Source organism: Streptomyces sp. NBC_00289 (assembly GCF_041435115.1).
GTDB lineage: Bacteria > Actinomycetota > Actinomycetes > Streptomycetales > Streptomycetaceae > Streptomyces.
Genome location: NZ_CP108046.1, coordinates 9922913 through 9938055, shown reverse-complemented (window position 1 = coordinate 9938055; position 15143 = coordinate 9922913). Strand labels below are relative to the sequence as shown.

Annotated in this window: 5 protein-coding genes and 3 pseudogenes; 5 read left to right on the top strand and 3 right to left on the bottom strand. The window is 65.6% G+C overall.

Annotated elements, in window-relative coordinates; all coding sequences use genetic code 11:
* Nucleotides 1-49 precede the first annotated feature (49 nt).
* Nucleotides 50-947, bottom strand: a pseudogene (locus OG985_RS45055) (IS1380 family transposase); the annotation flags it as partial.
* 178 nt (nt 948-1125) lie between these two features.
* Here OG985_RS45055 and OG985_RS45050 point away from each other — a divergent pair.
* The gene (locus tag OG985_RS45050; protein WP_371674159.1) at nt 1126-1299 is read left to right on the top strand and encodes a hypothetical protein; all 174 of its coding nucleotides are present in this window, start codon (nt 1126-1128) and stop codon (nt 1297-1299) included.
* Between the two features lie 1081 nt (nt 1300-2380).
* On the top strand, nt 2381-2857 hold the full coding sequence (locus OG985_RS45045; protein ID WP_371674158.1) for an IS3 family transposase: 477 nt from the start codon (nt 2381-2383) through the stop codon (nt 2855-2857).
* A 701-nt stretch (nt 2858-3558) separates the two neighbouring features.
* Here the strand turns inward: OG985_RS45045 and OG985_RS45040 are convergent.
* Entirely contained in the window at nt 3559-4827 is a 1269-nt protein-coding gene (locus OG985_RS45040) for an IS256 family transposase (RefSeq protein ID WP_331718661.1), read from the bottom strand.
* A 489-nt stretch (nt 4828-5316) separates the two neighbouring features.
* Between OG985_RS45040 and OG985_RS45035 the strand changes: the two genes are divergently transcribed.
* Nucleotides 5317-12315 carry an FG-GAP-like repeat-containing protein gene (locus OG985_RS45035; RefSeq protein WP_371674157.1) on the top strand — a complete coding sequence of 2333 codons (6999 nt, stop codon included), beginning with the start codon at nt 5317-5319 and terminating at the stop codon, nt 12313-12315.
* A 247-nt stretch (nt 12316-12562) separates the two neighbouring features.
* Nucleotides 12563-12846 (top strand): annotated as a pseudogene (locus OG985_RS45030) (IS4 family transposase); the annotation flags it as partial.
* A 31-nt stretch (nt 12847-12877) separates the two neighbouring features.
* Here the strand turns inward: OG985_RS45030 and OG985_RS45025 are convergent.
* On the bottom strand, nt 12878-13360 hold the full coding sequence (locus tag OG985_RS45025) for a helix-turn-helix domain-containing protein (protein WP_371674156.1): 483 nt from the start codon (nt 13358-13360) through the stop codon (nt 12878-12880).
* 207 nt (nt 13361-13567) lie between these two features.
* Here OG985_RS45025 and OG985_RS45020 point away from each other — a divergent pair.
* A pseudogene (locus tag OG985_RS45020) lies at nt 13568-14494 on the top strand (IS630 family transposase); the annotation flags it as partial.
* Nucleotides 14495-15143 lie beyond the last annotated feature (649 nt).

Below are 15143 nucleotides of genomic sequence, written 5' to 3'. Positions count from 1 at the left end.
CTTTCGCGTTTCCGCCCCAAAGCCAGCCGTACCCAAGTGAAACGGCGAGGTTAAGGAGCTTGCCGGTGAGCTCGGCGACCCAGGCCCCGTCCCGCGCCTCACCGTCGGTCTCGATGGCCGGGGTCCAGGCCGAGGCGGGGGACCTTCAGCACGTGTTCGTGGATGGCTTTGCTGACCGTCATGCCGACCGAGTAGGACAGCCATCGGCCCCGCTTCGCGAGCCAGGACACGAAGTCGTGGGTGCCGCCGGCGGAGTCCGTGCGGATCAGCGTCTGCCGTCCTCGTCGGTATCGCTTGGGCAGTTGGGCCAGGGCGAGTTGGGCGGTGGTGATGTGGTCGGCAGCGGTGTTGGAGCCCGCGTTTCCCGGTCTGAGGAGGGTGGCGACCGGCTCTCCGGTTCCGCTCGGTCCGTGGTCGACGAAGGCCGTCAGCGGGTGATGGCCGTAGGTCTTCTTCCACGTTGGCGCCGCGTCCTGCTTGTCGGAGTGGGCGATCATGAGGACGCCGTCGAGGTCGACGGTGACCTGACCGTCGGCGTCCGGGGCGTTCTCGCCGGCCAACGACCAGGCACGATGGCGGACTTCGGAGCGTGCGGACCGGATGGCCTGCAGGGCTTTCTCGCCGGACGCGGCGAGGGTGTCGATCAGGCGGGAGACGGTCGGATCGGAGGCGACCGGGCCGAAGATGGCCGGCTCACACCGCAGCATCGCGACGTCCGCGAGGCAGTCCCCGCCCAGTGCGACCGCCAGGGCAACGTCCAGGAGGATCTTGCCGGGATCGTGGACGGCCCGCGGTTTGCGCCACGGCGCCAGAGCTGCGGATATCGCCTGGTCAAGGCCCGTCTTGCGGACCGTCTCCAGCAGCAGGACCGCACCGGCCTGCGAGACCACCTGCCGACCGTCTCCCCGGACACGGACATGTGGGTACGACGAGATAGGCTCTCTCACCTGGAAAGTGCTCTTTTCCTTGCAGCCAACAGGACCCTCAGCAAGTCCTATCGTTGCAGGTCAAGGGCACTTTCCGTGTTTCTGATCAACTCTTGGACAGCCCACCTCGTGAAAGCGCGAGGTTAACGGTGTGGTGGCGGCATTTGTTGCGTTGGGGCTGAGGGCGGGGCGCCGGTGCGTGGACCGCACCGGGCTGACAGACGCGCTGGCCGGGGTGCTGCCCTCCAGCGCAGCGGCCGGCTGGCGGGACCGCGCCTGGGTACCGGTGCATCCGGCGATCGCGCTGGGGGCGGCGAACTTCTCGGAGGCCGAGCAACTCAGTAGCATCACCGGCCGTTGGCCGGGCACATGACCTCGGACTCCACCGCCCGCCGCACGCTGGCCGCGCTCGACGTGGCCACCCTGTCAAAGGTGCCAAAGACGCGGGCCCGATTTGCGCCGGCAGATGTGGAGCCTGACGGCTGACCGGGTGGATCGTCATCGATATCGACGCCACCATTCCGCATCGAAGAAGACCGGGGCAGCGGTCACCTTTAAGACGTTCGGGTTTCATCCTCTGGCCGCGGTGCGCCAACACCAGCGAGGCCCTGGCTACTCCTGCGTCCGGGCAACGCGGGGTCGAACACCGAGGCCGACCACCTCGCCGTGCTCACCGACGCCCTCGCACAGACGCCCGGCTCCTCAGCCGCGAAACCCTGGTGCGAGCGGACGGGGCAGGGGCCACCCCACGGGCGATGTGGAGTCCCGCACGATAGCTATGAAACGCTACCCCGCCGAGTCTATAAGCGGACGCGGGTCGCGTTGCATCGATCGAGGCCGGGAGCGACGATCAAGTCGGTCGCGGAGGACCTCGAGGTCAACACACCGAGACATTGCGCAACTGGATTCGGGCCGACAACGGACGACGCCACGGAGCGCAGGCCCCGACGCGTACGGCTGCACCGGACCAGACCCTGGGCGCGGTGGAAGCAGAGCTCACCACCACGCGGAAGAGGATCCGCGAGCTGGAAGAGGAGCGCGACGCCTCCTCCGCTGAGCGGACCACAGTGAGCCTCTTCAGCGGTCACTCCCCAAGATGAATGGGTGCCGAAGGTTGACCGCGGCACGGCCTGCAGTGATCGGCAAGCTTTGCGGAGACGGCCGTCACCCGATCGGTGCCAAGCTGAAGAAGCTCAGTGAACACGGGAACCATTCGGTCTCAACTCACGCAGGCGGGCCTCCAGTTCGTGGAGCGGGATAGGTGCATCGACTGCTGAACGGGTCGGGTGGGACGGAGCCGTAGCAGTGCTCCGAGTCGGGGAGAGTCCAGCACACGGGGAAGGACGGCAGCGGAAGGCAAGGAGAGTTGGAGGCTGCAGTGCCGAAAGATGCGGTGCCGAACGGTGGCGCGTCGCTGGAGGCAGTCCCGGTGGGGCCGCGTCAGCGCGTATCGGATGCAGGCCGAGCTTCATCGTTGGGCGGCGGCCGACAAGCGCCGCCGGTTCGACGACTTGTTCAACTTCGTGCACGACCCGGCGACGCCGATCGTGGCGTTCGACCGGGTCGCGGGGAACCGGGCCGCCGGCACTGCGGACGTGGACGGCCTGGCGGCCGCCGACGTCGAGACGCGGATCGGCGTTCCTGGACTCCTGCGCGCCCTGCGGGCCCAGCTCAAGACGAACGGCATCTACGGGCTCCCGCACATCACTGCCGAACTCCGCAACGACGGCGAGAACATCAATCACCAGCGCGTCGCCCGCGTCATGCGGTCCGTCGGGCTCGCCGGCCTGCGCCTGCGAAAGAGGCACCGCACTACGATCCGGGACCCGGCCCACGTGACGGCCGCGGACCTGATCACCGCCGAGCATCCAAACACCAAGTACGTCGGGGACCTAACCTACTTGCCGGTCAGCGGCGCGAAGCCGCTCTAGTTGGCGACGGTCACAGATTTGTGCTAACGCCGCCTGGCAGGCTGGGCGACCGCCGACCACAAGCGGGCGGAACTCGTCATCGACTCTGGCGGTGGCCGAGCCAACTCGGGCAATATACGAGTGCCGCGTTCGCCGACGCATGCGAGCAACCTGCGTGAGACGGAGCATGAGCGCCGTGGGCAGTAGCGCACGCCACCGCGGAGAGATGGAACGCATCTCTCAAAAGAAGGACGCTCAAGGGGGCGCGAAGGCATGGCCCACCGCTCGCCCCGCGAGGCTCGCGGCGTGCCGCTGGGCCAGCCGCTACAACACGCGGCCTCGGCACTCCCGCTTCGGACAACGCTCCCCTGTCGCCTACGAGAACGCGCCTTCGAACCCTCAACGACACTTCCCCCCAAGCCGCATAACCCCGTGTCCGGACATCCGGGGTCAGGGCCCCGGAGCTACAGCGCCGTGGCCCGAAAGCTCGGCCTGGACCGCCGGACAGTGCGCAAGTATGCCTGCGCCCGCACCTGGCAGGAGGTCGTGCGCCGCCCACCCCGCAAGCCCTCAACCCTGGATCCCTACCGCGACTAGGGCACAACACTGGGACTGCTCGAGGGCGGGGCTACCGCAGGCATCGTGGCCGTCTTTGTGGGTCTATCAGGATTCAGGTGTGGTTCGTCTGTTTGGCCTACAGGTTTTTCGGTGGGCTGGTCGGCCTACACTCGTCCGGCGGTAAGGCGGCCGTCGAAGAGAACGTCGAACTCGTTCAAAGCGCTTTTCCAGCGGTTGTTCCAGCGCTGGCGGCCGCGGCCGGTGGGGTCGAGTGCGAGGGTGGCGAGGTAGAGGCGTTTCAAGGCGGCGGTCTCGTTGGGGAAGTGTCCGCAGGCCTGGGCCGCGCGCCGGTAGCGGGCGTTGAGGGACTCGATCGCGTTCGTGGTGTAGACGACCTGCCGGATCGCGTCGGGCAGACCGAGGAAGGGCACGAATTCGCTCCAGGCCCGCTCCCAGGTCCCGGCGATCGACGGATAGCGCTTGCCCCACTTGTCGTCGAAGTCGGTCAGCCGTGCCCGGGCCTCGTCCTCGTTGACAGCGGTGTAGACGGGCTTGAGGTCGCGTGCGACGTCGGCCCAGTCGCGGCGTGAGGCATACCGCAGACTCGCGCGCAGGAGATGAACCACGCAAGTCTGCACCACAGTCCGGGGCCAGACGGCGTTCACCGCGTCGGGCAGGGCGCTGAGCCCGTCGCAGACCAGCATCAGCACATCACGGACGCCTCTGTTCTTGATCTCGGTGAGCACCGTCTGCCAGTACTTGGCGCCCTCGCCGCCGTCGCCGGCCCACAGGCCGAGGATCTCGCGGTAGCCGTCGGCGGTGACCGCGATGGCCACGTAGATGGGCCGGTTGGCGACATGACCGTCTCGGATCTTGACGTGCACGGCATCGATGAAGACGACCGGGTAGACCGCGTCGAGCGGGCGGGTGCGCCATTCCGCCATCGATTCCAGGGCCTTGTCGGTGATCGTGGAGATGGTCTCCTTCGTTGTCGTCATCCCGTACGTCTGGGCGAGATGGGAGACGATCTCGCCGGAGGTCAGGCCCTTTGCGGTCAGCGAGATCACCAGGTCGTCCAACGCACCAGTGCGGCGGGCGTACTTGGGCAGCAGCCGGGGCTGGAAGGTGCCCAGACGGTCTCGCGGGATCTGCACCGTGACGGCGCCGACCTCCGTCATCACCTTCTTGCTCCGGTAGCCGTTGCGGGTGTTGCCGCCCGAGCGCGACCCGCGCCCGCCGACGCGGCCGACCCCGTCGGCCAGGTGCTGGTCCATCTCTGCTTCCAGCGCGGACTGCATCAGGTGCTGAGCGAGCTCGGGCAGCAGGCCGCCCTCGCCCATCAGCCGCAGTCCCTCTCCGCGGACCTTCTCGGCCGCGAGCGCGGCCAGCTCCTCCAGCAGCTCACTGGACAGACCATTCTGCGACACCGGCATCGACTTCACGTCGGCACCCTCGACGCCACCGCCGACCTCGGCAAGCGACACGCCCTCCACGGTCTCGATCAGGTGACCAGTCGTCGTACTCATCAGGCTCACTCCTTCGGGGAGATCCACACCTGATTCATGACACTCCCGTCTTTGTGGCCGCCTCGTTGGATCCGGGTATCTGCTACTCACGTGTGAGGGTTTAGCGGCTGCAAGGATAACCGTCGTTAACTGACAGCGGGAGGCGGTCTTCCTAGGGAGTCGGTGTACTTAACGGGCTCTGGTCCGGTGAAGAAGTCTTTGCCGGGTTTGGTGTGCCTGCGGTCGACGTGTGCCTGGGAATGGGTGGCCGTGTGAAACTTTTCCGGGGTAGGGGCTCTGTCTGTGGGCTGCCTTGGTTTTTGGGATGGCTTTTTTGAGGGGGTGGTGGCGGGTCTCGCTATTCGGGCGTGGCCGTTTGTTGTTGTGTGTTTTCTGGTTTCGTTCTTCTTGTTGTGGATGGTGGTTGTGATGGGTAGAGGTGTGGGTTTGCGTTGGGTGTTTGGGTTGGGGAGGTGTGGCTGGCTGGCGTTGTCGACGGTGTGTGCGATGTTGTTTTCGTTGTTTTCGGGGGTGCCGGTTTCTGCTTCTCCGGCTGGTGTGGTGGCGGGGGAGCGGGTTGGTCCGGGGCATCGGGCGGGGGTGTTGGGTTCGGATGTTCCGCCGGGTTTGCCGGGGGGGCATAAGGATGTGCCGGTGCCGGGTGGTGCGGTGTCGGGGGGTTCGTCGAAGGTGGCGTATCTGCCGGGTGAGGGTGGTGTGTCTGCTTCGGGTGATTATACGTATCATGTTCCGTTGGAGGTGCCGGCGGGGCGGGCGGGGATGGCTCCGTCGTTGTCGCTGGATTATGCGTCGTCTGGTGGCAGTGGGGCGCTGGGGCGTGGCTGGTCGGTTTCTGGGCTGTCGCAGATTTCGCGGTGTGCGAAGAGTGAGGCTCAGGATGATGTGACGGCTGGTGTGGCGTTTGATGTGTCGGACCGGTATTGCCTGGACGGGCAGAAGCTGGTGCAGGTGAATGCGGGTTCTGCCGCGTATGGTGCGGAGGGTGCGGAGTACCGGACGGAGACGGATTCGTTCGCGCGGATTGTGTCGAAGGTGGTGGATCCGGATACGACGGTGCTGGGTCCGGATGCGTTTGTGGTGTCGACGAAGTCGGGTCGGGTGCTGCGGTTTGAGGCGAAGGTGGATGATTCCACTGCGGCTGTGGTGCAGCAGGTGTCGTCGCGGGTGACGGATCCGGCCGTGTCGTCGGCGGCGACGGTCGCTTCGGGTGCGGGGCGGCGTGTGACGTGGCTGCTGCGCAGTGAGTCGGATGTTCACGGTAATAAGATTTCGTATTCGTGGCTGCAGCCGGTGGCGGGGCAGGGGGTGTTTGTTCCGGACCGGATTGATTACACGTCTAATGGGGGGCGTGCTGCGACGCGTGCTGTCGATTTTGTGTATGAGGACCGGGGTGTTGAGGATGAGGTGTCCTTTGCCCGGGGTGTGAAGTCGACGTGGAACAAGCGTCTTGCGTCGGTGAAGATGATTGCACCGAATCCGGTTGATCCGCAGATGGTGTGGCAGTACGACCTGAACTATCAGATATCGGCGGGAGGCCGGCTGGAGTTGGGGTCGGTGAAGAAGTCCGGTTATCTGGGTACTGCTACGCGGGCGAAGGTGTTCTCTTACGGTGATGATGCGGGTCCGGTGTTCACGGACAAGCACGTCGCGGTGGGTGATGTGCTGAATATGCAGCGGGATGAGAAGCCTGCTGTGCAGGTGGCGGACCTGAATGGTGACGGTGCGTCGGACATTGTGTATCAGGTGGGGCGCAGTGTGCAGGACACGTCGTCGCTTCCGCTGGAGCATCATGTGCGCCTGGGGAAGCGGTCGGAGTCGTCTGCTGAGCCGCTGGCTGAGCATCACGGGTCGGGCCTGGTTTTGGGCTTGCCGCATGTGGGGCAGATGCGCCCGGTGGATGCGGACGGGGACGGGAAGGTTGAGCTGGCCGGGCAGTACAGTCTGGGCGGGCTTCCTCCGCAGCATCTGATGCGGCTGTACAAGTGGGATGATGACCAGCACACGTTCGTCGATGGCGGCGGCGGGGCTGCGGGCAGCAAGTATGGTTTTGAGTTCGCGGACATGGACGGTGACGGGCGGATTGACTATCTGCCGGCGGCCAATGTGGCGAATGGTTCGGGCACGTCGTTCGGGTTCACGGTGCGGAAGAACACCGGTTCTGGTTTTGCTGCGGCCGCGGCGCCGCAGACGTCGGTGTTTGATTACGGCTGCCCGGTGCGGGCGACGGACGTGGACGGGGACGGTCGGGCGGAGCTGGTGGGCAATCCGCGGCTGCCGCAGGTGGATGCGCCGCTGAATCCGGGCCCGGATGATGAGATTGTGGGCTTCCCGGGTAAGAAGCGGGGTGCTCCGCGTAATGCGGAGGAGCCGGATGCGCCGCTGACGATGGAAGAGCGGTGCCGCAACGGCACCGAGACGTATGTGCTGCGTCTGGACGCGGCCGGCAATGCGGTCACCGAGCCGGGTTTTGTGGATGCGGGCGGCAAGCGTGGCTACAAGGTGGCGCCGCATCTGATGGAGACGCATTCAACGGAGCTGGGTGACTTCAACGGTGACGGCCTGGCCGATGCGCTGATGGTTCCCAAGGCCGGCGGCGCGTCGAACATTTTGTGGAACACCGGGCGGGGTCTGGAGTTTTCCGGCCGCACGCTGCAGGTTCCCGTCGGTGCTTCCGGTGAGGAGCCGGATGTGCGGATCGCGGACGCGGACGGCGACGGCCGTGACGATGTGTTCGCGCTCACCGCGGCGGGGGTGCAGCTGAAGCTCTCGCGTGGTGACGGGCAGTTCCGTCCGGCTGCGGATGTGCCGGGCAATGCCGGCACGATGGTGCCCGGCCGGGGGCGCACGACCACCCAGCTGGGTGACTTCAACGCGGACGGCCGCATCGACCTGGTCCACTTCACCGCGGCCGGTGATGTCCGGCTGACGATGCAGGACGGCAGCAGCAAGGACGCCGGCCGGATGATGTCGGTGAAGGACGAGGGCACCGCCTGGCCGTCAACCGAGGTCACCTACGGCCTGCAGTGGTCCGAGCGGCCGGACATGGTCACCCAGACGGTGTGCGCGTATCCGCTGGTATGCCGCCGCTCGGGAATGCCGGTGGTGCGTGAGGTCGCCTCCCGCGCCCACCTCGCCGACACCGTCGACAGTGCCGGCCAGCTGCGGCGCACCTTCCACTCCTATGAAGACCCCATCGCTGATGTCCGCGGCCGCGGCTGGCTCGGATTCGGCACGGTGCGGACGTGGGATCCGCAGCGTCCGATGGAGACCACCACCGAGTACGCGCACCGGCTGAAGGTCGACGGCCGCTACTACCCGCAGGCCACTGCGCCCAAGACGGTCACCACCATTGTTCCGGTGCTGAGCCCGAGCGAACTGGCCGCCAAACCGGCCAACGCGATCGCGCGGGTCACCCGCACCGTCAACGACAATCTGGAAGTACGCCAGGTCCACGGCGGGAAGGTGTTCCAGGTCCTGCCCGCGTCTTCCACCACCAAGGAGTGGGAGCAGTCGGTCGGGCTGACCTTCGGTGCGCTGGACGGTATCAAGACCTCGCACCTGACCGGCATGCAGGAACCGGCGGAGTATCCGCAGCTCAAGCGGCTGCGCCAGGTGCTGATCACGCCGGGTGAGCAGTCCGGCGGTTACGACGCCTACGGCAACCTGCGCAAGGTGTCGACGCTGACCGAGCACGGCGCTGCGGTGACCGAGGAGACCACCTTCGACAACCGGATCGATGCCACCACCTGGCTGCCGGGGCTGGCGACCAAGAGGAAGACCACGGGCTTTGAGCCCGGCCGCACCGCGGTGACCCGCACGGTGGACAGCCACTACAACACCAAGGGCCAGGTCGACACGGTGTGGGTGGAGAAGGACTCCACCGATCCTGATCTGCGCTCGACGACGACCTACAGCTACGACACCGAGGGCTTGCTGCGGGGCACGAAGGTCGACGACGGTGACAGCACCACCGCGGGCATGCCGACGCAGGAGTCCCGCATCGAGTACGACAAGATGTTCGGCGAACTGCAGCCGGATGAAAAGATCTATCCCTCCCAGGTGTGGTCCAAGCACGATCTGGACGCCTACCGTCCCACCGTATGGACCGCAGTCCACCCCGCCTACGGCGTGCCGCTGGCCTCGATGGACGCCAACGGCGTGACGACGTCCAGCCGGTATGACGACCTGGGCCGGCTGGTGCGCTCGGACGCGGACGGCAGCGCCTCGACGACCATCTCGTATGCGGCCAGGCCGGACACGCAGGGCGGCACCAACGGCACCAAAATCACCACCAGCACGGTCGACTTCAGCGGTACTACCCCCAAGACGGCCGGCACCAGCACGGTTGCCACCGACGCGCTGGGACGGACCCTGAACACTGCCGTCACCGGTTTCGATGTCAACACCGACAGCAAAACCAGCAGCCGCTATGACCTGCTGGGCCGCATGGTGCAGGCCACCGGAGCCGCCCCGGCCGGAACGACCAGCACAATCTTCGACTCCCTGGACCGGCCGATCAGCACCGACCTGCCCGGCTCCACCGCCGGCCACCCGGTGCAAAACACCTACAGCTATCCCTCGTTCTTCGAAAGTGAAGTACTCCAGCCGGCCGGCTCGGGCGGCAACCGGGCCAAGACCCGCACCCTCAGTGACGTCGACGGCCGCACCACCAGCGTCACCGAAACACTCAAGGCAGGCACCGCTGCGGCGCAGGACCTGACCACCACCTACACCTACGCCCCGTTCGGGCTGCCCAGAACGGTCACCGACCCCAAGAACAACATCACCACCAGCCAGTACGACATCCTCGGCCGGCGCACCCAGCTGGAGGACCCCGACACCGGAATAACCAAGACCTCGTACTACGGCACCGGGCAGATCGACAGCGAGATCCACGACACGTCACAGCACAAGACGGTGTTCGGCTACGACGACCTGGGCCGCACCATCGCCTCCACCACCGAGGACGGCACGTCCACGTTCGTCTTCGACACCGCCGCCCACGGCATCGGCAAACCGGCCACCGCCACCAGCCCCGACAACATCACCACCACCCACCGCTACGACACCGCCGGCCGTCCGGCCGGCCAGGACATCACCGACTCGGCGGCAGCCACCAACGCCACACTGTCCAGCGACATCGGCTACGACTCCCTGGGCCGGCCCGACACGATGGCCTACCCCCAGACACCCGGCCGTGAGCGCACCACCGTCAAATCCGTCTACAACGACAACGGCTACCTCCAGCGCATCACCGACATCACCGGCGGCGCCTCCACCAACCTGTTCACCGTCAACTCCCGCAAGCCCAACCTCGCCCTGGAAAAGGCGACCATCGGCACCAGCCTCATCCTGGACAACACCTACGACAGCGGCACCGGCCAGCTCCACGACTCCACCGTCACCAAACCCGGCACCACCCCCAGCACCGTGCAGAAGTTCAGCTACGGCTACCTCGACAACGGGCAGATCGAAACCCGCACCCAAAACAGCAACCGCACCGACACCTACACCTACGACACCCTCGACCGGCTCACCAACTGGTCCCTGAGCGGCGAAGGCGCCGGCGGCGGCACCACCCCCCGCGGCGCGGCCTACTCCTACGACACCATCGGCAACCTGCTGAGCGTCACCGACAAGGCCACCAACACCAGCGACCAGCGCACCTACGACAAGAAAACCTGCGGCACAGACACCACCGCCGGCCCCCACACCGCCACCTCCTACACCCCCGCCAGCGGCCCGGCCCAGACCCTCTGCTACGACAGCGAAGGCCGCCAGACAGCCGTCACCGAAGCCACCGCCACCACCCAGACCGCCACCTACACCGCCTTCGACCTGCCCAAAACCATCACCAAAAACGGCAAAACCACCACCTACCGCTACGACGCCTACGGCCAGCGCATCACCGAAACCCAGACCTCAACCGACACCGTCACCTTCCACTTCCCCGGCCTCTACGAACGCCGCACCACCGGCGCCACCGCCACCACCCCCAAAACCGTCAAACACGTCTTCCACCTCCCCGGCGGCGCCGGCATCACCACCCAACTCGTCTACAACGAAACCACCCACACCACCGAAACCCAGCACCACCTCACCGACTCCCAAGGCAGCATCACCGCCACCACCGACGCCACCGGCACCATCAAAACCGGCGACACCTTCTACTACGACCCCTTCGGCAAACGCACCAAAAACGACGCCACCCCCTACACCGGCACCACCGGCGACACCCACCACGGCTACACCGGCCACCAAATGGACGACGACCTCGGCCTCATCAACATGAAAGGCCGCATCTACAACCCCACCCTCAAACGCTTCCTCACCCCCGACCCCTACACCACCGGCTACCACACCAGCCAAGCCCTCAACCGCTACACCTACACCGAAAACAACCCCACCAACCTCACCGACCCCACCGGCTACAAATCCTGCACCGGCGGCTACACCACCGCCGACGGCGACTGCGGAAACCGCTCCGGCAAAGGCATCCCCGGCACCACCCACGGCATCCCCACCGACGACACCACCTTCAGCCACTCCGTCACCGGAGAAAACAGCGGCTCCAACGCCCAACAACTCTGGAACAACGCCAACACCGCAACCAGCGACGAAACCGGAGCCAACCTCGAAATAGCCGCAGACATACCCGAAAGCGCCACCACCGGCACACCCAACGCCTACAAAAAATTTGAACACCCGGAATACGGACTCGAAGAAGCAGCCAGCGCAGGCCAAAAATCTGCATTCAGCCAATACGCCCTCCTCGGACTCCTCCTCGCCCCCCAATCTCTCCTCGCCTGCGCCAGCAACATCGCCGCCTGCTTCCTCGCATTGGAAACAGGAGCCACCCTCGCCGGCGGAACCGCCACCTCCTACCGAGCACCAGCCACACCGATCTCCGCACAACCCGGAGCACCACTACCCCCAGGAATCACCGAACTCACAGAAGCAGAAACAGCAGCCGTCCAAGGTGCCGGACCGGCAATAAAAGCAGCAACAGGGGCAGCCGTAGATGATGCGACAGCCGCAGCAGTAGCAGCTGGAGAAGCTAAGCTGGCAGGCCATAGAGAATTTGGCCACCCGCCGCCCGCGGGTCTAAAGGAGGCCATTGCCTCCCTGAAGGGAGACAGGTCTCCACAGGAAAAGACAGCCGAGCTGATCATGCGTTTCGAGAAGATAGTGGCAGAGACGGCAGAAAGCGGAAATCCCTGGCTGTATTATCATCGCGTAACACCGAGCGGTGATCAGATTTTTACGGGAGGAGTGCGCACCGTAGTTATTCAGAATACAGACTTCGGCCCCGCCTACATTGGCCTGCCAGGGGCAGCGAAGGTGAGTAACCGCGCATGGTCATGGGATATCAATCTCATGAAGGAAATAAAATAGGTAAAAGGGATTGTAAACATTGCGCCACCCCACGTGTTGATTACACGCGGGGTGGCGCATCAGCCTCGATCCACCGTGTGAATTGTGATCACGGGTAGGTTCCGGGGGTTTCTTCGGGATGCGGGCAGCGGTGATCGCCGGGTGGCCGTCCGGTGCGGGGTCTCCAACGTCTTCCGGGTTCGTGGGCGGGCAGGGCGGTCGCGCGGGTCAGGTGCTCATGCGCTGTCCGGTCGCTGTCCACAGGTCGCGACGCCACCCCGCCGCCGAACTGGTGGAGCTCTACAACGAACGATGGGAGATCGACTCGGCGTTCTACTCGCCCCGGCACACCTGCAACGCGGTCTGGTACTGCGCTCTCAGGACGCGACCGGGATCCAGCAGGAGCTTTGGGCTCACTTGACCGTCTACCAGGCGCTGCGCCGGGCGATGGTCGAGGCCGTCGAGACGCTCCCCGGCACGGATCCAGACCGCGCGTCTTTCACCGTCGCCCTGGAGACCGCCAAGGATCAGCTCATCGCTGCGGCCGATGTGGGGATCACCGGCCCCAGCTCGTCGGCGCAGATCACCGTCGCGTCGTCGGGTGGCTGGGTGTAGAGGCCGATGATCCTTGTCCTTTTGGGACGAAGTCCGGGTCCTTTGATCGCATCCAGGACCGGGTGCGGCGCCAGCGCACGCCCTCGGCGAGAAGGATGCGTCTGACCTGTGAGCGGCCCACCTCGATTCCTTCGGCCCGTGCTGCTGCGGCCAGGGAATCCAGCGTCCATTCGGCCGGTCCGGACTCGTCGAAGGCCCACAGTTCCCCGACGGGCTCCCACCGCAGTCGTCCCGGCGGGACGGTCTTGACCAGGGAGATGATCCGGGATCGTTCCTCCTCGGTGATCCGTCGTTTGCGACCCTGCCCGCCCAGATCATCCAGTCCCTGCAGGCCCAGGCGGTTGAAGCGGTGCAGCCAGCAGCGGACCGTCTTGGGGCTGCAGCCCAGCTCCGCAGCGATCGCAGAAACCCGCAGCCCCGACCAGCTCAGCTCGATCATCCGGGCCCGCATCACCACATCCCGAGGAGCCTTCCGTGCCCGCGACAACCTGCGAACGACGGCCCGCTCGTCCTCGTCACGCTCCGGTCGTGCCCATAAAACCATCGCCCAGCACCCGCCCCCGAGCACCCGCAACTACCCCGCCACCAGGACATATACCCAGCCAAAGAGGAATCCAGCACTAGTGTCCTGCGCCAGTAGTTGCTCGTTAGTAGTGGTGTGACTTCTACTGCTGGTGCGTCAGTTCCTCGTCGGGGCCCGAAACTCGAGCCGTTGCTGCTGTCTGATGACGAGCGGGCAGAGTTGGAGCGGTGGACGCGCCGGGCGACATCGGCCCAGGCCCTGGCCCTGCGGGCACGGATCGTGCTGGCATGCGCGGGGCCGGAAATCCCGCCGATCGTCGCGGTCGCCCGGGATCTGCGGGTGACCGCGGACACGGTCCGCAAGTGGCGGCGACGCTTCCTCACCCAGCGACTGGACGGACTGGTCGACGAGCCCCGACCGGGCCGACCGCCCACCATCAGCGTCGACCAGGTGGAAGCGGTGGTGGTCACCACGCTGGAACAGCTCCCGAAGAACGCCACCCACTGGTCGCGGACATCGATGGCCCAGCACAGCGGCCTGTCCAAGTCGACCGTCGGCCGGATCTGGCGGCAGTTCCAGCTCAAGCCGCATCTGGCGGACACGTTCAAGCTGTCGACGGACCCGCTGTTCGTGGAGAAGGTCTATGACGTCGTGGGGTTGTACTTCAACCCGCCCGAGGGTGCGGTGGTGCTCTCGGTGGACGAGAAGTCGCAGATCCAGGCCCTGGACCGGTCCCAGCCGGTGCTGCCGATAATGCCGGGCATGCCCGAGCGGCGCACCCACGACTACGTCCGCAACGGCCTGACCACCATCTTCGCTGCCTTCGACGTCGCCACCGGTGAGGTCATCACCGCCCTGCACCGCCGGCACCGGGCCGTGGAGTTCAAGAAGTTCCTGATCCGGATCGACAAGGCGGTGCCCGCGCACCTGCAGATCCACCTGATCGTGGACAACTACGGCACCCACAAGACCCCTGCGATCAAGGCCTGGCTGGCCAAGCACCCGCGGTTCGAACTGCACTTCACCCCAACCGGCTCTTCCTGGATCAACCAGGTCGTGCGACACGAAGTCGCTTGAGAAGAGTGGTAATCACCAAGGAGGTTCGGCCGATGTCGAAGGTGTAGGACCCGAGCCAGTGTGCAAGGCTCGTTCCCGCCTCAGCGTGCGTTGCGAGTAATCGCGGGGTGCGAAGCCTGAGGAAATGCCCAAGGATCCTCGTTCCATCCGGGGGTTACAGGCTGGGAAATGCCGGACGGGTGAATGCGAATGAACCCTTGATGATGCCTCGTCATGATCACTCTCGCCGATGGGTTGTTTCAGCGGGAGATAGGGACTGGCCGTTGGAAAGCGGCAGGCGCCGACTGGAGATACTTGACCGGTCGGGAGTGCACCGCCGTCCCCGGGGTGCAGAGGGCGCCCTCCCCGGCAGCATCTCTCTCATGCGGAACGTGACAACCCCGATGGAGTCCAGGCAATGCAGTTCTGGCCTGGTAAGCCAACCGCGAGGAAGGCCCAACTCTCCAGCGGATGCAGGAAGACCCAACAAGCGAATGCCGGTCGCCGAAAGGCAGCAGGAAACCGGGAACCATATGCCGACACCTCCGTCGGCGGTTCCCGCATAACTGGCCGGATAGGGGCCGATGCCTCGACCTGAAAAGGTGCTGACGTGGGTCTGGTGAGCCCGTGAAGAAACGATGACCAAAGACACCTG